General features: G+C 41.3%; 18 protein-coding genes. 15 read left to right on the forward strand and 3 right to left on the reverse strand.

The features are described from left to right. Positions 1–2: 2 nt before the first annotated feature. The 3 genes from C7S20_RS13640 to C7S20_RS13650 all read right to left on the reverse strand — a co-directional run bounded on the left by C7S20_RS13640 (position 3) and on the right by C7S20_RS13650 (position 3,813). Positions 3–1,049: a glutathione synthetase gene (locus C7S20_RS13640; RefSeq protein ID WP_107012990.1), complete on the reverse strand. Its 1,047-nt coding sequence runs from the start codon at positions 1,047–1,049 to the stop codon at positions 3–5. Continuing rightward, complete coding sequence (locus C7S20_RS13645; RefSeq protein ID WP_107012991.1) at positions 1,046–2,896, reverse strand: peptidase MATCAP family protein; 1,851 nt, start codon at positions 2,894–2,896, stop codon at positions 1,046–1,048. The genes C7S20_RS13640 and C7S20_RS13645 overlap by 4 nt, the downstream gene beginning before the upstream one ends. 227 nt (positions 2,897–3,123) lie before the next feature. Continuing rightward, on the reverse strand, positions 3,124–3,813 hold the full coding sequence (locus C7S20_RS13650; protein WP_107012992.1) for an NUDIX hydrolase: 690 nt from the start codon (positions 3,811–3,813) through the stop codon (positions 3,124–3,126). A gap of 193 nt (positions 3,814–4,006) precedes the next feature. Between C7S20_RS13650 and C7S20_RS13655 the strand changes: the two genes are divergently transcribed. From C7S20_RS13655 to C7S20_RS13725, 15 genes are all read left to right on the forward strand, one after another. After that, positions 4,007–7,021 carry a SusC/RagA family TonB-linked outer membrane protein gene (locus C7S20_RS13655; RefSeq protein ID WP_107012993.1) on the forward strand — a complete coding sequence of 1,005 codons (3,015 nt, stop codon included), beginning with the start codon at positions 4,007–4,009 and terminating at the stop codon, positions 7,019–7,021. A 24-nt stretch (positions 7,022–7,045) separates the two neighbouring features. Continuing rightward, positions 7,046–8,599 (forward strand): RagB/SusD family nutrient uptake outer membrane protein, encoded by a 1,554-nt coding sequence (locus C7S20_RS13660; RefSeq protein WP_107012994.1) that lies wholly within the window; start codon positions 7,046–7,048, stop codon positions 8,597–8,599. A gap of 82 nt (positions 8,600–8,681) precedes the next feature. Continuing rightward, a complete protein-coding gene (locus C7S20_RS13665; protein ID WP_107012995.1) occupies positions 8,682–10,235 on the forward strand; it encodes an alpha-N-arabinofuranosidase in 1,554 nt (517 codons plus the stop codon). Between the two features lies 1 nt (position 10,236). Further along, positions 10,237–11,757, forward strand: a complete 1,521-nt coding sequence (locus C7S20_RS13670; RefSeq protein WP_107012996.1) for an arabinan endo-1,5-alpha-L-arabinosidase — start codon at positions 10,237–10,239, stop codon at positions 11,755–11,757. Between the two features lie 13 nt (positions 11,758–11,770). After that, positions 11,771–14,152, forward strand: coding sequence for a glycoside hydrolase family 127 protein (locus C7S20_RS13675; RefSeq protein WP_107012997.1), 2,382 nt, complete (start codon positions 11,771–11,773; stop codon positions 14,150–14,152). Between the two features lies 1 nt (position 14,153). Further along, a complete protein-coding gene (locus C7S20_RS13680) occupies positions 14,154–15,101 on the forward strand; it encodes a glycoside hydrolase family 43 protein (protein ID WP_107012998.1) in 948 nt (315 codons plus the stop codon). Between the two features lies 1 nt (position 15,102). Next, on the forward strand, positions 15,103–16,083 hold the full coding sequence (locus tag C7S20_RS13685) for an arabinan endo-1,5-alpha-L-arabinosidase (RefSeq protein ID WP_107012999.1): 981 nt from the start codon (positions 15,103–15,105) through the stop codon (positions 16,081–16,083). A gap of 35 nt (positions 16,084–16,118) precedes the next feature. Continuing rightward, on the forward strand, positions 16,119–18,098 hold the full coding sequence (locus C7S20_RS13690; RefSeq protein WP_107013000.1) for an alpha-L-arabinofuranosidase C-terminal domain-containing protein: 1,980 nt from the start codon (positions 16,119–16,121) through the stop codon (positions 18,096–18,098). A gap of 78 nt (positions 18,099–18,176) precedes the next feature. Continuing rightward, positions 18,177–19,868 carry a ribulokinase gene (locus C7S20_RS13695; RefSeq protein ID WP_107013001.1) on the forward strand — a complete coding sequence of 564 codons (1,692 nt, stop codon included), beginning with the start codon at positions 18,177–18,179 and terminating at the stop codon, positions 19,866–19,868. Further along, a complete protein-coding gene (locus C7S20_RS13700; protein WP_107013002.1) occupies positions 19,855–20,556 on the forward strand; it encodes an L-ribulose-5-phosphate 4-epimerase in 702 nt (233 codons plus the stop codon). Before C7S20_RS13695 ends, C7S20_RS13700 begins: the two co-directional genes overlap by 14 nt. Before the next feature lie 9 nt (positions 20,557–20,565). Then, positions 20,566–22,074, forward strand: coding sequence for an L-arabinose isomerase (gene araA, locus C7S20_RS13705; protein WP_107013003.1), 1,509 nt, complete (start codon positions 20,566–20,568; stop codon positions 22,072–22,074). Between the two features lie 18 nt (positions 22,075–22,092). Then, a complete protein-coding gene (locus C7S20_RS13710; protein ID WP_107013004.1) occupies positions 22,093–23,283 on the forward strand; it encodes an aldose epimerase family protein in 1,191 nt (396 codons plus the stop codon). Between the two features lies 1 nt (position 23,284). Further along, positions 23,285–24,904: a sodium:solute symporter gene (locus tag C7S20_RS13715; RefSeq protein WP_107013005.1), complete on the forward strand. Its 1,620-nt coding sequence runs from the start codon at positions 23,285–23,287 to the stop codon at positions 24,902–24,904. A gap of 6 nt (positions 24,905–24,910) precedes the next feature. Next, positions 24,911–25,564 carry a fructose-6-phosphate aldolase gene (gene fsa / locus C7S20_RS13720; RefSeq protein ID WP_107013006.1) on the forward strand — a complete coding sequence of 218 codons (654 nt, stop codon included), beginning with the start codon at positions 24,911–24,913 and terminating at the stop codon, positions 25,562–25,564. Continuing rightward, complete coding sequence (locus C7S20_RS13725) at positions 25,564–26,412, forward strand: transketolase (protein WP_107013007.1); 849 nt, start codon at positions 25,564–25,566, stop codon at positions 26,410–26,412. The genes fsa and C7S20_RS13725 overlap by 1 nt, the downstream gene beginning before the upstream one ends.

A 26,412-nucleotide genomic window follows, 5' to 3' on the forward strand; every position in this document is an offset into this window, starting at 1 on the left:
TTTTATTCCATCGTAGCCAGTGTCCTGTTAGAAAGCTGACCTTCATATTGTTTTTTATATTCCACTTTTCTTTCAATTGCCTCAATTACATAATCGGTAAAGGGAGGCAGGCCAATATCCTTAAATCGTTCCATTCCGCCGGGACTCAGCACATTTATTTCTATGAGCTTATCCTTTACGATGTCAAGCCCCACGAAAAAGAGTCCGTCACGAATTAGTTTGGGCGCTGTAAGGCTTATAATTCTTTTCATCTCAGGAGTTAGATCACTGCTGTCTGCCGTGGCACCGAGTTTAAAATTACTCCTGAATTCACCTTCACCGCTCACTCTTCTGATGATCGCTTTTTCACCATTTTTCTCCATCACTTTTCCGTTTAGCAGAAGCACCCGAACATCTCCATTTTTTACATCGGGTAAGAATTCCTGTGCTATCACATAACCCTGGCTGCTCAGATGTTCGATGATCTGGTTTAGGTTCTTCTCATTTTCATCGATGAGATAAACGTCCTGCCCACCGGAACCTTCCAAAGGTTTTAAGACCATTTTCTTATTCTGTTTCTCGAAAAAATCAAGGATCTGGTCTTTATCCCGGGTAATGATGGAGTCGGGTTTTATTTCAGGGGGTAATTCTTCAAAATAAAGCTTATCGATAAAAGCATGAGAAAGGGCATAAGCATCGTTCAATACCAGCACATCCAGTTGTTGCACCATTCTTCCAAAGGCGACACCGGCCTGCTCTGCCCATTGTCTTTCTTTTTCTTCAGTAGGATTATTTCTTATAAAGAGAACGTCTAAACTTGTAGCGTCAATTTTTTTCTTTCTGGCTTTGCTGCTTTGCAGTGCCTCCAGGAATTTTTTTGTCGATTTCGTTTTGGTATTTTTCGGCACCTGGGTTGCGTTGATGCTTATCGGCGCATCATGATGGAAGCTGAAATCACCCACTCCCATCGCAAAGACTTCATGGCCTCTTTGATGAGCCATCGTCATTAAGGCTACAGAAGTTCCTTTAGCTTCAGTAGCAACATCGTTCAACACAAAACATATTTTCATTTGCAAACCATTTGTGGCAGTTCTAATCCCTGCCTGATTAATTCTAATTTTTTATACATTTTTTCGCTATGCAGGTAGCTGGGCTTGATTTTGAGTGGATTCAGTACTTTTCTTTCCATTAATTCCTCGATAATTTCCAGGTGTTTGAATCCGTATTTTCCCGCGAGGAGAGGTTCCAGCTCGCCTCCTTTTTCAAGGTGTTGCTTCAATTGAACAAGGCCTTTTAAATAAATGATGTCTTTTAGAAATCCGCCACCCTGCATAATTCGGGAAGTAATATTAAAAGCCCTTTCCGGAAGAAATCCAAATTCTGATCGTAACAATCTGAAAATTTCCTGAAAATTACCCCCGTTTATCAAGGCTTCACCTGCGATTACCCTTCCGGCCAAAATACGCAGACGGTTAGCCGTAAGGCCGTCTACCATATATTCAGACAATACTGCCATTCCCTCCTGCATGGGATCATAATCGGCTAAACCTATACTTAACTGCTGTAGAGGCTGTTTGCTTCCGTTATAGTAGGTGAGGGCATGGGTTCCCACCTCATGCTGGATAAGCGCTTCGGCTTCTTTCGGGCTCATTTTATAATCTTCAGGAAGGTATAATTCACCCTGGGAAACCATCATTATATTCACATCCTTCCTGATATGGATCTTACTTTTGAAGTTTTCATCCTGCTTCCTGTAAAAATCAAATTCCTTACGAGCCATACTGCTGAAAGATCGTGCATCCAGCAGATTCTTGTCGTGGCTGTGTTCTTCCTCCTCAACTTCAGAAAGGATATTACGGGCCTCTTCACATAATTCCTTTTCTATGCCTTTATAAAGACGGATGCTGTCATACATGAAATTACGGGTTCCGCGTTCATTGAGCATGGAAATTTGTAAATCGAGTTCCTCGCGCTTTTCCCGAAAAAGAAAAGACATGGTAGGATCATCTATTTCTTCGATTTTCAGGTTGAAAAGACGTCTTTTTAGAACATCAGGGTCTACCGGTAAAAGACGGTAGTGATAATCAATCACATGATCAAAATTGCTCTTAAAAAACTCCTGTTTGATTTCATAAATATTAGAAGGGGAAATGAGCCATAAAAACTGGTAAGATTTTTCGATTTCCGTAAGTTTTTTATCGATTTCGAAAACTTTTGTTTTCAAATATTTTCTTCCAAGAACATTGTAACTGGCGATTCCACTGGAGGTCTGTACCCTGATAAATTCAAAAAAAGACTGGTGCATGGCGTGGATAAGAAAATCCTTAAAATTCCGAAAAAATACAGGGAACAGGCGATTTCCGCCATTGCGGTAAACCGGCGGGAGTTCAAGCCCTACGATTACGGCACCACAATTTTTAGCGGTTTCCATATCCATTAAAGGTTCTTTGTCTTTTGGGTGCCTATTGGGAGTATCTATAATTTCAGTTTCCAGATTCAGACCTGTAAATTCCTGGTTGACTTCGGAAAGGTTTTTCTGCAGCGTTTCAAGTGTCGATGGCAATCGGTCTGCGGGGCCTTTTATAATGATCTTCCTTGATTCATCAGATCCGGAATAGATTTCGAATAACAGGTACGATTTGAATTTCGCCGAAAGTTCATCAGATAATCTGAAAAGGAGTTTTTGATAATCGGAAAAATCAGAGTCTCCAATGATCAAATAAGAGGCCTCGTTAGTAACAAATCTTGCAGTACCGCGGTCATTTTTCTTCCTGCGATAAATTACCAGGTAGGGTAATTCCTTTTCAATATGAAGAACCCCATCTCCGGGCAGCGACCAGCTTACCTCTTTCTCCTTATGAAGAGTTGTTAAAATTTGATTAATCGATTCTTTTGTTAAATCGGTTATTTCCTGCATTTGTCTTTGTCTTCTCGAAGTAAATTCTTTAAAAACACCTGCATCCCAGTCCTTTATTAAACAAATCTGAAAATCGGGTTTTTTTAAAGTTAGGAAGAAAAAGATGTATACAAAGTGCTTTCTATAGATTTGACAATACTTTAAGAAAGCTTAAATTAATATTGAGAAAATAGAGAGGTAAAGGCTACAGGAAATTTAAAAGAGTCTTGAAAATTAAGAAATTCTAATTAGAGTTTAAATGAGAAGCCATCAGCCTTTTTGCGGTTGTATTTTTGCTCATCGAACATATGTAAGAAAGATCCTTTTCGGGAGGAATTCATGTCTTTTTCCTTTAGTTTCACGAGAATATCCATACCGTTGATCTTATTAATAAAATTTCTTTTATCGAGTTTTTCATCGAGAATGGCTTCATACAGCTTTTGAAGCTGGCGCATGGTGAATTTAGGAGGAAGAAGTTCAAAGCCTATAGGCTCTTTGGATGTTTTATATCGGAGACGGCTTATGGCGTGCCTGACCATGATATTGTGGTCAAAAATAAGATCTGGAGCTTTGGCTACGCTAAACCATTTTGCGCTGTATTTTTCTATAAGCTCCTCATTGTGGTCCTGGATGTTTATTAGGGCGTAGTAAGCTACCGAGATAGTTCGTTCTGCGGGATCGCGATCAACTTTACTGTAGCTGTGGAGCTGCTCCATGTAAACATTGTTGATCCCGGTAAGAGTTCGAAGAATTCGGCTGGCCGCCTCATCAAGATTTTCTTGTTGTTGCAGAAAACCGCCCATTAAAGACCATTTTCCCTTTTCAGGTTCAAAATCTCTTTTAATGAGAAGAATTTTTAAATCTTCTTTATCAAAACCAAAAATTATACAGTCAACAGCGAGCAGAACCTTGTCTTCAGCAGAGTAATTATTAATCATGGAGGCAAATTTAAAAATATTCTTCAGATGGCTTTTAAAATATTTTTACAAAATAAACGGCCGGAATCATTAGCGGATTCTCTTTTTAACACATACAAAGTTAAATAATTGTAAAAATAATTTTGGTTTTTTAAAAAAACTTTAATTAATTTGGAAATGTAAAAATCACACTTATTAATTTCAATCTTAAACTATGAGAATAAAGCAAACCCGGCGAAACCGATTTCGCCTATTATTCGCGATTTTCGCCTTTATGAGCCTCTCTACGTTTGCCCAACAACATGTGGTAACCGGCGTAGTGAAATCTGCTGGCGATGGACTACCGCTTCCTGGAGTAAACGTTATTGAAAAAGGAACCTCTAATGGAGTGGTGACAAATATGGAGGGAGAATATTCCATAAAAGTTTCCCCTGAAGCAGTTCTTCAATTTTCTTATGTAGGCTTTAAATCCAGGGAAATAGAGGTTAATAATCAGGATCGCCTTGATGTAACTTTAGCTGACGACATGGAATCTCTTGATGATGTTGTTGTGGTTGGTTACGGCACACAGAAGAAATCAGATCTTACAGGATCTGTAAGTGTGGTAGATGCCGATGAAGCTAAAAAGGTTATTTCTCCTGATGTTGCCAAACTCCTTCAGGGGCAGGCTGCAGGTGTGACCGTCCAATCTTCCGGAGAACCAGGAGGTTTTGTGAACATTAAAATTAGAGGGATAACTTCATTTAATAATAACAATCCGCTTTTCGTTATTGATGGTGTGATTGTAGACTCACCCTTCGATTTTCCTACCGGGGAAATCAAAAGTATCCAGGTGCTTAAAGATGCATCTGCTGCTGCAATTTATGGACAACGAGGTGCAAATGGCGTTGTAATCATCACTACTAAACAGGGTACAGCAGGTGTTAACCGAATCTCCTACAAATCGGAGATCGGATTTCAAACAGTTCCTAAAACCATTCCACTTACCAATCGGGTTCAATATCAGCAAATAACCAGTGCTGCAGAGATAAATGCCGGCCTGGAAGTCGTTCCTGGTAATGATCCGAACAGTTCCTTATATATTGACGATGTAGATACTGACTGGCAGGAAGCGGCTTATGATACCGGTGTGGTACAGGATCATAACCTTAGTCTTTCAGGAGGAAAAGAAACTATGCGTTATAATTTAAATCTTGATTATTTTAAAAATACCGGGTATTTTACAACTCCGCAGGATTACGAAAGGTATTCCACCACTTTAGATCTGAATGGGGAAAAAGGCCGTTTTCGATATGGTGCGAAGTTGGCTTATACCAGTTCTGATAAAAATAACTTTAGCGAATATTTACCCGGTGAAACTGCTGTGGTAGATTTGCTTCAGGCAATTCCCACTATGCCGGTTTACGATGAAAATAGGCTGGGAGGTTTTGGTGGAGCCGATAACCTTACTCAAAGAGCAATAACCCTGAATGTTATTGGTTATCAGAGTCTCATTACAAACCTGAGTGAAAGAAACCGTTTTCTGGGAAATATAAATGCTGAATATGATATTCTTGATGGACTTACCTATAAGTTCAGAGCAAGTGCCGACAGGCTTGATTTTAAGAATAAATTCTTTAATCCGCCCAGCGACCTGGGGTGGTACTATATTACTACTCCAGATGAAGCAGCATTAGACGTATCTAATGGAAGCACGGTTAGAACAATTATTGATAACCTGCTTACCTATGATAAGGAATTTGGTAAACATACCATTGGAGCGTTGGCAGGTGTGATTCAGGAGCGCAGTGATTACGAGGTTACTACAGGCAGAGGAGTAGGTTTTCTTCCAGATGAAATAGGTGAAATTCAATATGCCGATGCTATTTCAGGTACCGAATACAGAAATACAGTTACGTCTCTTTCCTATTTAAGTAGAATAAATTACGGATATGATGATCGTTATCTTTTAACGGTAAATTTCCGTAGGGATAAAACTTCCCTTTTTGCACCCGAAAACAATACTGGTGATTATTTCTCGGTTTCAGGAGCATGGAAACTTCATAATGAGTCTTTTATAGATTTGCCGGAATGGTGGAATACTATTAAAATAAGAGGTGGTTATGGCCAGCTTGGTAACAATACTATTGGGGTTTATGATTATGCTGCAGTAGTGAATCCTTTTGCAAGTTATGCTTTTGGTAATAGTCTTGCACCGGGAACCATTGCTATAGATATAAAAGATCCAGATGTAAAATGGGAAGATACAGAAACCGTTAACGCGGCTATAGAAACCGGGATGTTTAATAATAAACTGCAATTTACTGCTGAGTATTTTAAAAAGCGATCAAGCGATCTTTTGGCCGATGTGCCTCTTCCGTATTCCACAGGTGCATTTCCTGCAAGTATTACCACCAATGCCGCGATTATTGAAAATAGTGGTTTAGAGTTCACTCTTGGCTACAGTAACGCAGAGCATGCTTTTCAATATAACATTTCGGCAAATCTAGGAACCCTCAGTAATAAAGTTATCAAGATTGGAAAAGATGATCTTCCAATTTCAGGAGCAGCCTCAAGAACAGAGGTAGGTCGTTCAATAGGTGAACTTTATGCTTTCGAAACTGAAGGTATTTTTCAAAGCCAGGAAGAAATTGATGCTCATGCCAATCAGCCTGGTGCAGCACCTGGAGATGTTAAATTTGTAGATGTAAATGGCGATGGCCTCATTACTGATGATGATCGTACCTTCCAGGGCGTGACCATTCCAAAAGTGAATTATGGTCTTAATTTTAGCAGTACCTATAAGAATTTTGACTTTTCATTTTTCTGGCAGGGAAATGCGGGTAATAAAGTTTTCAACGCTACCTATCAGGGATTGATGGTCGGGCAATATACCAACCACCATATTGATGAACTAAATTACTGGACGCCAGAAAATACCGATACAAATGTGCCAAGGCCGATTATTGGAGATCCAAACGGAAATAACAGAGCTTCAGACAGATTTATAGAAGACGGAAGTTATATCAAACTTCAGAATGTTCAATTAGGTTATACCATTCCGCTACCAGAAGATTTATTCGTAAGTCAGGCGAGGGTATATGTAACTGGTCAAAATGTATTAACAATCAGCGGATATCGAGGTTATGATCCCGATTTCCTAAGCGATGGTTTATTTTCAAGAGGTTTTGCGAGAGGAAGTTTCCCTAATCCACGAACAGTGGCATTAGGTGTACAGGTAGATTTTTAAATAAACTGATTAAAACGAATAAAAATGAAAAATAAAATAATTTTATATACACTACTGATCTCTGGGCTCGTCCTAATGAACAGTTGTGTGAAAGAAGAAGATCTTGTTCAGAATGATCCTAATACAGAAACAACTGAATCATTCTGGCAAGACGCTAATGACGCCCTTTTAGGTATTAACTCTGTTTATGGAAGTTTGTTAACAGATGGTACGTATATGAGAAGTACTCCGTTGCTTTTAGATCTAAAAGGTGATGACTCCAGGAGTCAAAGTCCATGGGGAGCAATGTTTAATGTGGGAAGATTTAATTCCAGTATTGCCGATCCCTCTATTTACGGTTGGGCCTTTGAAACTTATTACCAGGGTATTTATCGCGCCAACCAGGTGCTGGAAAATGTGCCGGATATTGAATTTGAAAATGAAGATTTAAAAACCAGAATTTTAGGTCAGGCTTATTTTTTAAGAGGCTTATATCTTTTTCATGCTGTTGACCTGTTCAAAAATGTTCCTGTTCCCTTAAGTACAGAGATTTATCATGAACAAAAAACTCAGGAAGAAGCCTGGGCGCAGGTAATGGATGATTTTTCAAAAGCTATAGAGATGCTTCCGGTAAGTTATAATGATGTATCTGGTTTAGATGCAGGTGATGTTGGCCGCGCAACAAAAGGCGCAGCTATTGCCTACCTGGGAAAAGCTCAGCTGTTCAATGATCAATTTGAATCTGCGAAACAAAGCTTCAAGAGAGTAATTGACCTTGGTGTATATTCTTTGGTTGACGATTATAAAGACAATTTCACGAAGGAAAATGAGAATAATTCTGAATCTATCTTCGAAGTGCAATTCAGCCGGGAAGCCGGTGGAGTGGATCTTGGCTGGGGTGGTGCACCGCAATCAGGATGGGGTAAAACTTCTGCCCGGGCCATCACCTATGCTCCAAGAGGATTCGGATGGACTGATGTACAACCAACACAGACCCTGTTTGACGAATTTATGAAAGAGAAAACAGTGAATGGAGAAGTTGATCCGCGATTGAATGTCACCATTGCATGGAACGATCCTAATGGATATACTCTTTACGGACATGATTTTTCTGAATTCTACGCGAACAATCCTTCCGATCTTAATGCGCTATTCGTCAATAAATATCAAAATTCATACGGCGACAGGGCTGATGAATTCGACTGGCGTTCCGGAATAAACGAAAGGATCATGCGATATGCAGATGTCCTTTTGATGTATGCCGAAACCCTGAATGAAACAGGAAATACCGATGCCGCTTATGACTATGTTCAAATGGTAAGAGATCGTGTAAATCTTCCGGACCTTAGAGAAGTAAAACCTAATATGACAAAACAGGAAATGTTTGAACAAATTGCTCATGAAAGGTTTCTTGAACTTGCACTGGAAGGTCACAGGTTTGATGATATTCGTCGTTGGGGATGGCTTGATAGCAGACTTGACTGGTTGATACAGAGAGATCCTGAATTCCAGTTCTATCAGGAAGGAAGAGAATATTTCCCTATTCCACAGTTGGAAATAGATAATAATCCCGGAACTGAACAGAATCCTGGTTACTAAGAGATTTCTGAATAGTTTTAATAGTTGTTTTAGCTCAATTACCTGATGGCCTCTGGGTCATCAGGTTTTAATTAACAGAATGATGAAGAAGAAAAAATTGAATTTTATATTAACGGTAATATTCGCGATTGCTGCGACCGGAGTAAAAGCTCAGGAGGTATCTGAAATTGTATTGAATCCTTCCGAGAATCCTACTGTTATTAACAAAAATATTTATGGACATTTCGCCGAACACCTGGGTCATTTAATTTATGGCGGACTCTATGTTGGAGAGGATAGTTCAATCCCAAACACCAACGGAGTGCGAAACGATATTATTGAAGCTCTGAAAAATTTAAATATTCCGGTGTTACGATGGCCTGGCGGCTGTTTTGCCGATACCTACCATTGGAAAGACGGAATAGGCCCTAAAGAAGATCGTCCTACTATAGTGAACCAGTGGTGGGGAGGAGTAACAGAAGATAACAGTTTTGGAACTCACGATTTTCTCAATCTTTGTGAAGAACTCGGAGCCGAACCCTATTTGGCAGCCAATGTGGGTAGCGGTACCGTAAAAGAATTAGCCGACTGGGTGCAGTATGTTAATCACGCCGGAGAAAGCCCAATGGCAAACCTTCGCCGGGAAAATGGTAGAGAAGACCCATGGAATGTAAAATACTGGGGAATCGGTAACGAAGCCTGGGGTTGCGGTGGCCATATGACCGCTGAATACTACGCCAACATCTATAAAAAATACGCCACTTTCATGACCGACTGGTCTAATGGTGCGGGATTATTCCGTATTGCTTCAGGCGCCAATGTTGATGATTATCACTGGACAGAAGTTCTTATGAGAGAAATCCCGAAATTCCTTCTTGACGGTGTGGCCCTTCATTCTTATTCTTTCGTGGAATGGAATGATAAAGGTTCTGCAACCGATTTTACCGAAAAACAATATTTCAAAACCATGCAACGCGCACTGATGATGGATGAGCTGGTGACAAAACATAGCGCGATCATGGAAAAATATGATCCTGAAAATAAAGTGGCCCTCATCGTTGATGAATGGGGTGGCTGGTATAATCCGCAAGAAGGAACCAATCCAGGCTTCCTGTATCAGCAAAATACCATGCGTGACGCTATGATTGCCGGCACCACACTCAATATTTTTAATAACCATGCAAGGAGGGTGAAAATGGCGAATTTGGCCCAGGCCGTTAATGTGCTTCAGGCAGTAATCCTTACCGATGGTGAAAAGATGTTGCTCACTCCCACCTATTATGTAATGGAAATGTATAAAGTGCATCAGGACGCCGATTTGATTCCTGTTGAACTTGAAAGTGTAGATTATGAATTAGACGGGGAAAGCCTTCCGGCTATTTCGGTCTCTGCTTCCCGCTCTAAGGAAGGAAAAGTGCATGTTTCTCTGGTGAATATTGATGCGGAAGAAGATCATGAAGTAGAACTGGATCTTTCAGATCTTAAAATTGATGGTTTAACCGCTGAAATTTTGACTTCTAACAAAGTTCAGGATTATAATTCATTTGAAAATCCGAAAAAAATTCAGCCAAAAGAATTTAAAGATTTTAAATTAAAGAAGGGAAAATTAAAAGTTGAGCTTCCTCCATTTTCCGTGGTAATGCTTTCTGAAAAATAATATGAAAAAGCACAAACTACATATATGGGTATTCATCCTGGGAATTGTTTCAATTTCACTGTTTTCCTGTAGTAAAGATGATCCCAAAGATCCAGGACCAAATCCTGCACCTGGAGAAGGTCAGAATGGCGGAGGCGAAGAAAATCCCACCGAAACGGGAATTGATTTTACGGCCATTACCGATACTTATTATGATGTAGCCGGAGCTGAAAATGTTTACAGCTGGGGACTTTACAACGTCCACGATCCTTCGATAATTAAGGCTGGTGACACTTATTATTCCTATAGCACCGATGTTTCTTACGGATCGGAAATCAGGCCCGGGATACAAATTAGAAAATCTAAAAACCTTATTAAATGGAGTTTTCTAGGGTGGGTATTCGATGGATTGCCTGAAAAAGGAAGTCAGTTTATAAAATCAAAGGGTGATGATCCTTTTCAATCGCTCTGGGCCCCTTACGCCATGGAGTATAATGGCGAATATCGTCTGTACTATTCATTGAGTAGCCCTACTCCGCGCCTGAGCGTTATCGGATTGGCCACCGCTAGTTCTCCTTTAGGACCATGGACGGAAAAAGGATTAGTGGTTACTTCCCAAAATGATAATACCGTACAAACCAATGCGATTGACCCAACGGTAGTTAAAACTCCTGCAGGCGAGCAATGGCTGTATTATGGTTCAGCCTGGGACGGGATTTATGTGCTTGCACTGGATCCTTCAACAGGATTACCAAAAAATCCAGGATCAAAAGGTACACGCGTTGCTCAAAGAGGTTTTACCGGGGGAAAAATCAACGGGAACATTGAAGGAGCCGAGGTTATTTACAATTCCGATTTTGAAAAATATTATATGTTCATTTCTTACGATTGGCTTCAGACCAAATATAATGTAAGAGTGGGAAGAAGTGATTCTCCAGAAGGCCCTTTCTATGATTTTAATGGAGATAATCTTAATGAGGCTTCAGACAATATCCCCATGATTCTTGCACCTTACAAGTTTAACGGTCATTCGGGATGGCAGGGTGTGGCGCATCCAACTGTTTTTAATAATGGTAAAGGCCAATATTTTATTGCCCACCAGGGAAGGCCGGGCGTTGACAGTTATTTTATGGATCTCCATGTACGGAAAATCCATTGGACAAAAGATGGCTGGCCGGTGGTATCTCCCGAACGTTTTGCCGATGTGGAGCAAAGCACTATTTCTGAAAATGACCTGGTTGGGACTTATGAGCAAATCATCCTGGGATATTCAGTGGTTCCCGGGTTTGCCGATGAACAGACTTCCCCCGATTTTCAAACTTCTATTTCTCTTGAGTTGAATGCTGACGGCTCCATTAACGGAGACAGCGCAAACTCCTGGACTTATGATGCTCCGTGGCTGACCTTGAACTGGGGTAATGGATTTACTGATAAACTGTATGTTGAATATGGCCGCGACTGGGAAAATAATATCGATAGAACAATCCTTTTAACCGGATTGAATAACGAAGGCACTGCGGTCTGGGGTAAGAAGATAGATTAAAAAATTTGGTTTGATGAAACTATTTTCAGCATATAAGATTTGTTTACTCATGGCTTTTTTGAGCTTCGGGTTGATGCATGCTCAAACTGAAAAGATCAGGTTATTCAAACTGCAGGACGTTCAGCTTACCGAAAGCCCTTTTCGGAAAGCCATGCTCACCGATCTTCATTATATGAAGGAATTGGAGCCTGACCGCCTGCTGGCGCCTTTTCTGAAAGAAGCCGGACTTGATCCGAAAGCTGAAAATTATCCGAATTGGGAAAACACCGGTCTTGACGGCCACATTGCCGGTCATTATCTAACTGCATTGGCACAAATGTTTGCATCTACCGGTGACCAGGAAGCTCTTGATCGCTTAAAATATATGCTTGACGAATTAAAAAAAGTTCAGGAGGCAAACGGGAACGGATATATTGGAGGGGTTCCGGGAAGTAAAGAACTGTGGAAAGAGATCGCCAATGGCCAAATAGATGCCGGCAGTTTTAGTCTAAATGATCGTTGGGTGCCATTGTATAATATTCACAAGACTTATGCAGGTTTGAGGGATGCCTATGAGATTGCCGGTTTGGAACAGGCCAAAGAAATGCTTATAGATTTTACTGACTGGATGATCGAAGAAACAAAAAATTTGTCGAAAGAACAGATCCAGGAAATGCTGAAATCTGAACATGGAGGTTTAAATGAAGTTTTTGCCGATGTTGCAAGAATTACTGGGGATAGAAAATACCTTGACCTGGCTTATAATTTCTCCCAAAAGGCATTATTAAAGCCAATGGAGGATAAAAAAGATATCCTCAATGGGATGCATGCCAATACCCAGATTCCGAAAGTGATCGGTTTTGAAACCATTTCTGAAGTAGACGGGAATAAAGATTATCATGATGCCGCTACTTATTTCTGGAATAATGTGGTAAATGAACGCACCGTTGCCATTGGTGGTAACAGCGTACGTGAACATTTTAATCCGGCCGATGATTTTTCATCCATGATCAATAGCGTACAGGGGCCTGAAACCTGTAACACTTATAATATGCTGAAATTAACTGAAAAGTTATTTGAAGCTCACCCGGAAGAAAAGTATTCGGCCTATTATGAAAAAGCACTTTATAATCATATTCTTTCTTCCCAGCACCCCGATACAGGTGGCTTTGTCTATTTCACGCCAATGCGGCCAGAACATTACAGAGTATATTCACAGCCCGAAACCAGCTTTTGGTGCTGTGTGGGTTCAGGTATGGAAAACCACGGGAAATACAATGAATTTATATATGCGCATACCAACGAAGATTTATATGTGAATTTATTTATTCCCTCCATTTTAACGTGGAAGGACAAAAATCTTAGACTTATTCAGCAAACGAATTTCCCCGAAGAGCAGTCAACCTCGCTTACTCTAAAATTGGAGAAACCACAACAGTTAAACCTAATGCTGCGCTATCCCTCATGGGTAAATCGGGGTGAGTATCGGGTTTTGGTGAATGGAAAACCGGTCGACTTTAAAAATGAAGCCGGATCTTACGTTTCGGTAAAAAGAAGATGGAAAAATGCTGATAAGGTAGAAATTAAGCTGCCCATGCATATTTCTTCTGAAGCTCTTCCAGACGGGTCCGATTACAACGCTTTGGAATATGGGCCGATTGTTTTGGGAGCTAAGACAGGAGAAAAGGATTTAAAAGGATTATATGCTGATGCCAGTAGGGGCGGACATATTCCTGAAGGAAAAAAAATCCCGCTATCTGAAACGCCTCTTTTTTTAAACAAAACCTCCCAGGATATTTCTCAATTTGTTCAAAAAGCAGACGATTCTAAACTTCAGTTTTCGGCTTCAGAAATTTTATATCCTGCCAAATTTAAGAAGCTCGAATTTGTTCCTTTTTATAAAATTCACGATTCAAGGTATGTGATTTACCTTCCGGTAGAAACTCCTGAAAGCCTTGCCAAAATCGAGAAAAAAGGAAGGGAAGAAGAAGTTAAAGAACAAAAACTGGAAGTCCTTACGATCGATAAAGTGGCGCCCGGCGAACAGCAACCGGAGTCCGATCATTTTATTAAAAGTGAGAATTCCAATATCGGTGTGAATCAGGACAGGCATTGGCGCGACGCGTCCGGTTGGTTTAGCTATGAACTTAAAAATAATAACCACGAAGCCGAAAAGGTTCGAATCACCTACTTTGGTCTTGACAGCGACCGTAAGTTTAGAATCTATGTAAATGACATATTAATTGCTGAAGAAAACCTTGATGGTAGTAAAGGTTATACTTTTTTTACAGAAGATTATATGCTACCTAAAGAAGTTATGGCAGAAAATAGCGAAAAACTCACCGTACGATTTGAGGCAATGGAGGGTTTCCGGACTGCCGGCATATATGGCGTTAGATTAATGAAAAAAGAATAAAATGAGAAGGATTTTATATTTTCTACTATTGGGTTTCTTCGGTTTCGTTCAGGCACAGAATGAGCAATTCTTCAACCCGGTTATAAAGGATAAATTCACGGCTGATCCTGCGGCACTGGTCTATAAAGACTCGGTTTACCTTTACACAGGTCACGATGAGGCGCCCGATGACTTTCATTTTTATAAAATGAATGACTGGCTGGTATATTCTTCAGCCGATATGAAAAACTGGAAAGAGCATCCTGTTCCGTTAAAAGTATCTGATTTTAGCTGGGCAAAAGCCGATGCCTGGGCAGCCCAGGTCATTGAACGTGATGGAAAGTTTTACTGGTATGTGAGCGTGGAACATGCTACCAAACCTGGAAAAGCAATTGGAGTCGCTGTAGCCGATAATCCTTTGGGACCTTTCAAGGACGCCCGGGGTTCTGCACTTGTCACCAATGACATGACCAAAGAGACTAATATTTCCTGGGATGATATCGATCCTACCGTTTATATAGATGATGATGGCCAGGCCTATCTTTACTGGGGAAATACAGTGTGTTATTGGGCGAAACTGAAGAAGAATATGATCGAATTTGACGGGCCTATACATTCTGTAAAACTACCTGGATATACCGAAGCTCCCTGGATCCACAAAAAAGGCGACTGGTATTATTTGAGTTATGCATACGGTTTTCCGGAAAGGACAGCCTACGCTATGAGCAAATCTATAGAAGGACCCTGGGCATATAAAGGCATTTTAAATGAAATTGCCGGAAACAGCAATACCAACCATCAGGCAATTATCAATTTCAAGAATAAGTGGTATTTTATTTATCATAATGGAGGTATTCAGCCAGGAGGAGGAAGTTTCCATCGTTCGGTCTGCATTGATTCCTTGTATTATAATGAAGATGGGAGCCTGAGAAAAGTTATTATGACTTCGGAAGGTCTTAAAAACGAATAATATGAAAAATTCAATAAGTATATTTTTTCTGATTTTTATTGGGATTTTTATGAATTCCAATGCTCAGGACATTCGAGTTCACGATCCGGTTGTAATTAAACAGAACGATACCTATTATCTCTATAATACCGGATGGGGTATTGGTGTATATAGTTCCAAAGACCTTAAAAACTGGAAAAAAGAACCTCCGGTATTTCCTGAAAAGCCAGAATGGACAGATTCTGTGGTTCCCGATTTTAAGAACCACATCTGGGCACCCGATATTTCTTATCATAACGGGAAATATTATCTCTATTATTCAGTTTCGGCTTTTGCAAAGAATACTTCTGCCATTGGGGTTGCTACCAATACCACACTTGATCCTGATGATAAAGACTATAACTGGGTGGATCATGGCATCGTGATTCGCTCAATTCCTAACCGCGATATGTGGAATGCCATCGATCCGAACTTGATAATTGATGAAGAAGGCACGCCCTGGCTGGCTTTCGGATCATTCTGGAACGGACTTAAATTGGTGAAATTGGATAAGAATCTTACCAAGATAGCTAAACCTCAGGAATGGCATACCATTGCAAGACGGGAAAGAAGTTTCAAAATCCCTGATGCTGATCCTGGGGACGCGGCACTGGAAGCTCCATTTATCTATAAAAAAGGCGACTGGTATTATCTTTTCCTTTCCTGGGATCTTTGTTGCCGGGGTGAGAACAGTACCTATAAGGTGGCAGTAGGCCGGTCTAAGAATGTAACAGGACCTTATGTTGATAAAGAGGGAATCCCATTATCTGAAGGAGGTGGAACGGTCATTCTTAAAGGGAATGAAGACTGGTACGGCCGAGGCCACAATAGTATCTATAATTTTGAAGGGAAAGATTTGATGTTTTTCCATGCTTACGACGCCCATGACAATGGTGCTCCGAAGCTTGGAATAAAAGAGATCAAATGGGTAGATGGATGGCCGGAATTAGAACCTTTTAATTAAAAATTTTCAAAAAAAAATCAAAATATAAGCTAAGCATGAAAAAGTTTGATAAAATATTAATGATTCTTTCGGTGATATTTTCACTGGGAACGATGACGGCCCAGGAACATGAGCTGAAAGTAAACGCGGCGAAAACGGTAGCTGAAATTCAGCCTACCATGTACGGGATCTTCTTCGAGGATATCAATTTCGCGGCCGATGGCGGTTTATATGCCGAAAAAGTGAAAAACCGATCTTTTGAATTCGAACTTCCGAAAATGGGATGGATAGAACCGAATTCTGATAGACATTCCTTTAATAAAAACTCAGGAATCGCCCGTATTATACAGTTTCAGGACACCACCGGAAATCACAATTTTGCCCGGATTACCGTGAATGACGCTTCCGGATATAAACTTATCAATGAGGGTTACCGCGGCATGGGTATCAAGAAAGATGCTGAATATCGCTTATCGGTAGAAGTGGCTCAGCCAAAGGGAATTGAAAAGATCCATTTTAAGCTAATTGATGAAGACGGGGAAGTGATTGGAGAGACCAGTATTTCTCCCGATTCTGAGCAGTGGAAAACCTACGAATCGGTTTTTACCGCTACTGAAACCGCTGAAAAAGCCAAACTTCAGGTCACCTTTGAGGGCAACGGCGACATAGATTTGGATATGATCTCACTTTTTCCGGTGGATACCTGGAAAGGAAGAAAGAACGGTCTGCGCAAAGATCTCGTTCAGTTATTGGCCGATATGGATCCAGGTTTTCTCCGTTTTCCCGGTGGTTGCATCGTGGAAGGGAGAACACTTGCCAAAAGATACCAGTGGAAGAAGACGGTAGGCCCTGTAGAAGACCGTGAATTGCTGGTAAACCGATGGAATACTGAATTTTCTCATAGGCTTACTCCCGATTATTATCAAAGTTTCGGACTTGGTTATTACGAGTATTTTCAGTTAGCTGAGGATATAGGTGCCGAGCCTTTGCCAATCTTGGGGGTGGGAATTGCCTGCCAGTTCAATACCGGCGAACTGGTTCCTATGGACGAACTTGATCCCTATGTTCAGGATGCCATTGATCTCATCCAGTTCGCAAATGGTCCCGTTGATTCAAAATGGGGAAAGATCCGCGCTGAAATGGGACATCCCGAACCTTTTGGTTTGGAATACATCGGTATCGGGAATGAACAATGGGGCCCGGAATATATTGAACGTTTTAAAGTTTTTCAGAAAGCAATACAGGAAAAATATCCTGATATAACAATTGTCTCCGGTAGCGGACCTTTTCCGGAAGGCGATTATTTCGATTATGGCTGGGAGCAATTAAAAAAGCTTAATGCCGAGATCATTGACGAACATTATTATAAGCCGCCTAAATGGTTCCGCGAGAATGCCACCCGATATGATGATTATGACCGTAACGGGCCAAAAGTTTTTGCCGGAGAGTACGCAGCACAAAGTGTGGGTATTGCCAGTCCCGAAAATAAGAACAATTGGGAAACCGCACTTTCTGAAGCGGCGTTCATGACCGGGTTGGAAAGAAATGCCGATGTGGTTTATATGACCTCTTATGCTCCATTAATGGCTCATAAAGATGCCTGGCAGTGGACTCCCGATCTGATCTGGTTCGATAATTTGAAATCTTATGGAACTCCCAATTATTATGTTCAAAAGCTCTTCGCCAATAATAAGGGAACCGATCTTGTTTCGGTGACAGAGAATGGTAAGCCTTTAACAGGGCAGCAGGATCTTTATGCTTCGGCAGTACGCGATGAGAAAAATAATCAGCTCATTGTGAAATTGGTCAATACCTCAAAGAAAGAAATGGAGGTCGAATTAAAACTAAAGGGTGTGAAACCGGGTTCTAAAGGAGATTTAATAGTATTGAAAGATGACGATTTATCCGCTGAAAATTCTTTGGAAAATCGAAAAAATATAAGTCCCGAGGTTAAGAGCCTGGAAATCGATGGTAGAGAACTTGAACTTGAACTCGAGCCTTATTCGGTAAATGTGGTTAAAATCAATATAAAATAATATTTGAGTAATTATAAGTGTTTTTATTACACTTAATAATTCTATTTTGATATATTTGAAAATATTAAACGAATAGAAATGAGTAAATATGTGATAGGACTTGATTATGGAACCGATTCGGTAAGGGCGGTTTTGGTCAATGTGGAAAGCGGTAAAGAAGAAGCATCGGCGGTACACTGGTACCAGCGATGGAAAGAAAAAAGATATTGTACGCCTTCTGAAAATCAATTTCGCCAGCATCCTCTTGATCATATCGAGGGCCTTGAAAATACTATAAAGGAGGTAATCACTAAAAGCGGGGTAAAGGCCGATGCCATTACCGGAATCTGTATTGATACCACGGGTTCTTCACCGGTTCCGGTCGATCAGGCTGGACAGCCGCTGGCATTAAAAAAGGAATTTGCTGAAAACCCTAATGCCATGATGGTTTTGTGGAAAGATCACACCTCTATAAATGAGGCCAACGAGATCAATGATCTTGCACGCAGCTGGGGAGGTCCGGATTATACCAAATACGAAGGCGGAATTTATTCTTCGGAATGGTTCTGGGCAAAGATACTTCATATCGTTCGCGAGGATGAAAAAGTGAAAAATGCGGCTTATTCCTGGATGGAACATTGCGACCTGATGACCTATTTACTGGTAGATTCTGATCTTGAAAATTTTAAAAGAAGCCGATGCGCCGCGGGACATAAAGCTATGTGGCATAAGGAATGGGGCGGTCTTCCTTCGGAAGATTTTCTCACAAAACTGGATCCGTATTTAGCTCAATTACGAGACAAGTTATATTCTGAAACCTATACTTCTGACCAGGTAGCCGGAAATCTTAATGCTGATTGGGCCCGAAAATTAGGCCTTTCAACGAATTGCGTTGTTGCAGTTGGAACTTTTGACGCTCATTCAGGTGCAGTGGGAGCCCAGATCGATAAACACTCCCTGGTAAGGGTAATGGGTACTTCCACCTGTGATATCATGGTTTCGCCAAATGATGAAATAGGAACCACTACTGTTAAAGGTATTTGCGGACAAGTAGACGGCTCGGTAATCCCCGGCATGATTGGTCTGGAAGCTGGACAGTCTGCTTTTGGTGATGTGCTCGCCTGGTTCAAAGATGTTCTGAACTGGCCCCTGGAAAATCTTGTCTATTCTTCTGAAATTCTTTCCGAAGAACAAAAGGAGGCTTTAAGACTGGAAGTTGAAGGAAACTTTATTCCGCAGCTGTCCAAACAGGCTGAAGAGCTTGATCTTGGAGAAAGTATTCCCGTGGCCCTTGATTGGATCAACGGGAGAAGGACTCCCGATGCCAATCAGGAATTAAAAGCGGCAATTAGTAATTTGTCATTAGGGACCAAAGCGCCTCATATCTTTAAAGCACTGATCAATTCCATCTGTTTTGGTGCGAAGATGATCGTGGAGCGTTTTCAGGAAGAAGGCGTGAAAATAGAGCAGGTGATTGGTATTGGAGGTGTGGCAAGAAAATCGGCTTACATTATGCAAACCCTTGCAAACACACTCAATATGCCAATTAAAGTTGCGGAATCTGACGAGGCACCGGCACTTGGAGCAGCGATCTATGCAGCCGTTGCCGCCGGACATTATTCAAATGTCATTGAAGCGAGCAAGAAATTAGGAAGTCCTTTTGAAGCCGAATATCATCCGCAACCGGAAAAGTTGACAGAATATTCTAAATTCATGAACGAATACAAGGAATTGGCTGCTTTTATCGAAAATAATATCAGCAAAAAAAATAAAGAGAATGTCGAAGTTTAAGGATTTAAAACAGGAGTGTTACGAAGCGAATATGCAGCTCAATGAGCTGGGGCTGGTGATCTATACTTTTGGAAACGTAAGTGCTGTAGATCGTGAAAATGGCGTTTTTGCCATTAAACCCAGCGGTGTTCCTTACGAGGAACTGAAACCTGAAGACATCGTTATTCTCGATTTTGAAAATAACGTCATTGAAGGAAAAATGCGCCCTTCATCTGATACCAAAACACATGCTTTCCTTTATAAAAACTGGGATGAAATCGGCGGAATTGCACATACGCATGCAACTTATTCGGTAGCCTGGGCACAATCACAAAAAGATATTCCAATTTTTGGAACCACTCATGCCGATCATTTAACCGAAGATATTCCCTGTGCAGCCCCCATGAGGGATGACTTGATAGAAGGAAATTACGAGCACAATACCGGCATTCAAATCCTGGATTGCTTTAAAGAAAAAGGGCTTTCTTATAAAGAAGTGCCCATGGTTTTACTCGGAAATCATGGTCCGTTTACCTGGGGAAAAAATGCGGCAAAGGCGGTTTATCACAGTAAAGTGCTGGAAGCGGTTGCTGAAATGGCCTATTTAACGCTTCAGATAAATCCTGATGCCCCAAGACTTAAAGATTCACTTATTAAAAAACATTATGAGCGTAAGCACGGAAAGGATGCTTACTACGGTCAGAAATAAAAACAGAAAATGACAAATTTTGAAACAAAAGAGATCTGGTTCGTTACGGGAAGCCAGCATCTGTATGGAGAAGAAACCTTAAAACAGGTAGCAAAAAATTCCGCTGAAATCGTAAAAGGTTTCAACGACTCAAAGACAATACCTGTTAAAATCATTCATAAAGATACCGTTAAAACGCCCGATGAGATCACAAACGTGATGCTGGAAGCCAACAGTAAAAAAGAATGTATAGGGATTGTGACCTGGATGCATACCTTTTCCCCAGCTAAAATGTGGATCAACGGACTTTCACTTCTTAAAAAACCGGTTTGCCACCTGCATACGCAATTTAACGCTGAAATTCCATGGCAGGATATCAATATGGATTTCATGAACCTGAACCAGTCGGCTCATGGAGACCGCGAATTCGGATTCATCATGTCAAGAATGCGCAAAAAGAGAAAGATTATCGTAGGTCACTGGAAATCGGAACGCGTTCAGAAAAAACTTTCCAACTGGAGCCGGGTAGCGCTTGGCTGGGATGAACTTCAAAACCTGAAAGTTGCCCGTATTGGCGATAACATGCGGGAGGTTGCCGTAACCGAAGGAGACAAGGTGGCCGCGCAGATCAAATTTGGAATTTCGGTAAATGCTTATGATTCATCAGATGTGGTTGCACACGTAAATAAAGTGACCGATGAGCAGCTTCAGGCTTTGCTGAAGGAATATGAAGAAAGCTATCATCTTGCCGATAATTTAAAGGAAGGTGGAGAAAAGAGACAGTCGCTGGTAGACGCGGCTAAAATTGAACTTGGCCTAAGAGCTTTTCTTGAAGAAGGAGGCTTTAAGGCTTTTACCGATACCTTTGAAAATCTTGGGGAGCTGAAACAGCTTCCCGGAATTGCCGTACAGCGACTGATGGCCGATGGCTATGGTTTTGGAGCTGAAGGAGACTGGAAAACCGCGGCTCTGCTTCGCGCAATGAAAGTGATGAGCCAGGGACTCGAAGGAGGAACTTCATTTATGGAAGATTATACCAATCATTTCAAACAGGATAATGCTTATGTTCTGGGTTCTCATATGTTGGAAATTTGTCCGACCATTGCTGATGCGAAACCTTCCTGTGAAGTACATCCGCTTGGAATTGGAGGAAAAGAAGATCCTGTAAGACTGGTTTTTAATTCACCAAAGGGAAAAGCGCTTAATGCTTCCCTCGTCGACCTGGGGAATCGTTTCAGGTTGATCGTTAATGAAGTGGAAGCCGTAGAACCGGAAGCCGATCTTCCGAATCTTCCCGTTGCCCGCGTGCTTTGGGAGCCAATGCCTGAAATGGAAACAGCGGTGACTTCCTGGATTCTCGCTGGTGGTGCTCACCATACCGTCTATACCCAGGCAATAAATACCGAATTTTTAGAAGATCTTGCCGATATTGCAGGAATAGAACTTCTTGTAATCGATGAAAAAACAACCGTGAGGGATTTCAAAGATAGATTGAATGCCAACGAGGCCTACTATCATTTGTTCCAGCACGGAATGTAATAACAAACAAACCTAATTATGAAAACAACCACTAATCTTTTCAAAATTGCTTTAATGGCCATGGTATTTTTATTCAGTCAGTGTAAAAACGGGCAAAAAGAGGAGGAGCAAACCGCTGTAGAAGAGCAGGCCGAAACCGGTTTTACTATTAAAACTGAAGATTTCGGAACTACCAAAAACGGGGAAAAAGTTGAAAAATATATTCTTTCAAACGAGAGCGGTCTCGAAATGAGCGTTATCTCTTATGGAGGAATTATTACCTCCTATAAAGCCCCAGATAAAAATGGAAATTATGAAGACATCGTTCTGGGGCTGGATTCTCTTTCCCAATACGAGAATGGTAGTCCCTACTTTGGCGCGATCATAGGCCGTTATGGAAACCGAATCGCAAAAGGCAAATTCACTTTAGAAGGGAAGGAATATCAATTGGAAACCAATGATGGTCCTAACCATTTACATGGCGGAAATAAAGGTTTTGATAAAGTTGTGTGGAATGTGGAACCCGGTGAGGCCGATGAAAATTCAGCTTCTCTTAAACTTACTCATACCAGTAAGGATGGAGCCGGAGGATACCCTGGAAATCTAGATGTAACAGTAATTTACACTCTTAATAAAGATAATTCGCTAGATATCTCTTATGAGGCAACGACCGATAAAACCACGATCGTAAATCTTACCAATCATTCTTATTTTAACCTTTCAGGAGATTTTAGTGAAAAAATCCTTGATCATTTGGTGGAAATAAATGCCGATCAATTTTTGCCAATAGATAAAACTTTGATTCCTACCGGAGAGTTAAAATCGGTAGAAGGTACTCCTTTCGATTTTACACAGCCTACCCAAATTGGTAAAGCTCTTGAACTTGAAAATTCTAATGAACAATTGAAAAGGGGCCCCGGTTTTGACCATTGCTGGGTTCTCAACAATCAGGATAGCGGCGTGCGTTTTGCTGCTTCAGCATATCATCCTGAAAGTGGCCGATTTATGGAGGTTTACACCAACGAACCCGGCTTGCAATTCTACACAGGAAATTTTCTTGACGGAACACTTCCTGCCAAAGGCGGAGGAACCTATGGAAAACGAACCGGTTTTTGTATGGAAACGGAACATTATCCCGATTCACCTAACCAGAAGGGATTTCCTTCAGTGGTGCTGAAACCTGGAGAAAAATATACTTCTCAAACCTCTTATAAATTCTCAGTAAAATAACATGCAGACTTTAGATACTTTAGACTGGATCACCATTTCCATTTATTTTGCCGTTCTTTTGGGAATCGCGATCTGGGTGATCCAAAAAAAACAATCGAACACTGAAGATTACTTCCTGGCCGGTAGAAATGTAGGCTGGTTTGTGGTGGGAGCTTCGATATTTGCTTCCAATATTGGCTCTGAACACGTGGTAGGACTCGCCGGCGCAGGAGCGGGGGATAAACTGCCTATGCTGATTTATGAAATTCAGGCCTGGGTGGTTCTTATCCTGGGATGGGTTTTCCTTCCCTTCTATGCACGAAGCGGCGTATTTACAATGCCCGAATTTCTTGAGAAAAGGTTCGATGCCCGTTCTCGCTGGGTACTTTCGGTTTTTTCGATCATTGCGTATGTACTTACGAAAATTTCGGTTACCATTTATGCCGGTGGCGTAGTGGTTTCGGCTTTACTCGGAATTGATTTCTGGACAGGAGCGCTGGGAACAGTTATTCTTACAGGAATTTATACAATTCTCGGAGGAATGCGAGCAGTTGTTTACACTGAAACTTTACAGGCTATTGTTCTTGTCTTTGGTGCGGCAACCCTTACCATCATCGGCCTGGATAAAGTTGGAGGCTGGGAAAGTATGACCCAGACCATAGGCCCTGAATATTTGAATATGTGGAGACCGGCTACCGATCCCGATTTTCCCTGGCCATCACTTCTTATCACCAGTACGATCGTTGGGATCTGGTATTGGTGTACCGACCAGTATATTGTACAAAGAGCATTAACTGCACGAAATATAAAGGAAGGCCGTAGAGGGACCATTTTTGGAGCAGTATTGAAATTGCTTCCGGTGTTTCTTTTTCTTATTCCCGGGATTATCGCTTTAACCCTGAAAATGAGAGGTGAACTGGAGTGGGATTCACCAGATCAGGCTTTTCCTGTTTTGATGAGTAATTTATTGCCTTCAGGTTTACGTGGGTTGGTGGCCGCAGGATTGCTTGCAGCCCTGATGAGCTCACTGGCTTCGGTATTCAACTCTTGTTCTACTCTTTTTACGGTGGATATATACAAGAAATTGAGACCCAATACTCCCGAAAAGAAACTGGTAAGAACAGGTCAGATCGCTACGGTAATTATCGTAATTATCGGTATCATCTGGATTCCTATCATGGCCAATATCTCCGGAGTGCTTTATGAATATCTACAAAGCGTTCAGTCTTATATCGCTCCCCCGATCACAGCCGTTTTCTTATTGGGAATTTTCTATAAAAGGATCAATGCTCCCGGTGCTTTGACCACACTGGTTGTTGGTTTACTGGTGGGTGCGTTGCGTATCGTGCTGGAGATCACTAAAGAATCGTTTGCACATGACAGCTTCTGGTATTACCTGGGAGATATGAACTTTCTATCATTCGGAGCATGGTTCTTCCTGTTCTGTATTGTGCTGATCGTTGTGGTAAGTTTACTTACTCGCGTTCCGGCGAAAGAAAAGACAGAGAATCTAACCTTCCAGACTATTTCAGAGGAAGAGAAAAAGAATAATAAATTAAGTTATAACTGGAAAGACATCGTAGTTTCTATTATCATTCTTGGGATAGTGGCAGCTGTGATGCTATTTTTCAACGGAAAATAAAACACTATGAAATTTTTTATCGACACTGCGAATCTTGATCAGATTAAAGAAGCTCAGGACCTGGGTGTTTTAGACGGAGTGACTACCAATCCTTCCCTGATGGCGAAGGAAGGGATCACAGGAAGAGAGAATATTTTACAACATTATAAAGACATTTGTGAGATCGTCGACGGTGATGTATCGGCAGAAGTTGTGGCAACCGATTTCGATGGAATTGTCAAAGAAGGGAAAGAACTGGCTGAACTTCATCCGCAAATCGTGGTCAAAGTGCCCATGATCAAAGAGGGAATAAAAGCGATCCGCTATTTTTCTGAAAATGACATTCGCACCAACTGTACGCTGGTATTTTCAGCAGGGCAGGCCTTGCTCGCAGCAAAAGCAGGCGCGACTTATGTTTCGCCGTTTTTGGGAAGACTGGACGATATTTCTACTGATGGACTTCAGTTAATTGCAGATATCCGCCTTATCTATGATAATTACGGATTCGAAACCCAGATTCTGGCAGCCTCGATACGCCATACCATGCATGTGGTAAACTGCGCAAAACTGGGTGCCGATGTGATGACCGGTCCACTTTCTTCCATTGACGGACTTTTGAAACATCCGTTAACCGATAGCGGACTCGAAAAATTTCTTCAGGATGCAAAATCTTTTCAGTAATGAAACATGAGTTAAAAAAACTTGAAGATTTCGCCACGCAGGTAAGAAGGGATATTCTCAGAATGGTGCACAAGGTAAATTCAGGTCATCCCGGCGGTTCGCTGGGATGTACCGAATTCTTTACCATTTTGTACAATGAGATCATGAAATATGATACCAATTTCAAAATGGATGGAATAGGAGAAGACCTGTTCTTCCTTTCCAACGGTCATATTTCTCCTGTTTTTTATAGTGTGCTAGCTCGAAACGGATTCTTTCCCGTGGAAGAGCTCAATACCTTCCGCCTGATCGATTCACGTTTACAGGGTCACCCAACAACTCACGAGGGTTTACCCGGAGTGCGAGTTGCTTCCGGATCTCTTGGGCAGGGAATGTCTGTTGCTCTTGGAGCCGCCCAGGCAAAAAAGCTGAATAAAGATGAACACCTTGTTTTCTCACTGCATGGTGATGGTGAGTTACAGGAAGGGCAGAACTGGGAAGCGATCATGTATGCTGCCGGCAATAAGGTGGATAATATTATTGCTACCGTTGACCTTAACGGACAGCAGATAGACGGTAGTACCGAAAATGTTCTTCCCATGGGAAATATCAGGGCGAAATTTGAAGCTTTTGGCTGGGATGTGCTGGAAATTGAAGACGGAAACGATCTTCAACAAATTTATGATGGTTTAACTGAAGCAAAATCAAGAACAGGAAATAAAAAACCGGTTTGTGTGCTCATGCATACCGAAATGGGCCATGGTGTTGATTTTATGATGCATACACACGCCTGGCACGGAAAAGCTCCCAATGATGAGCAACTGGAAAAAGCTTTGTCTCAGAACCCTGAAACTTTAGGAGATTACTAA

Source organism: Christiangramia fulva, from assembly GCF_003024155.1.
Taxonomy (GTDB): Bacteria; Bacteroidota; Bacteroidia; order Flavobacteriales; family Flavobacteriaceae; genus Christiangramia; species Christiangramia fulva.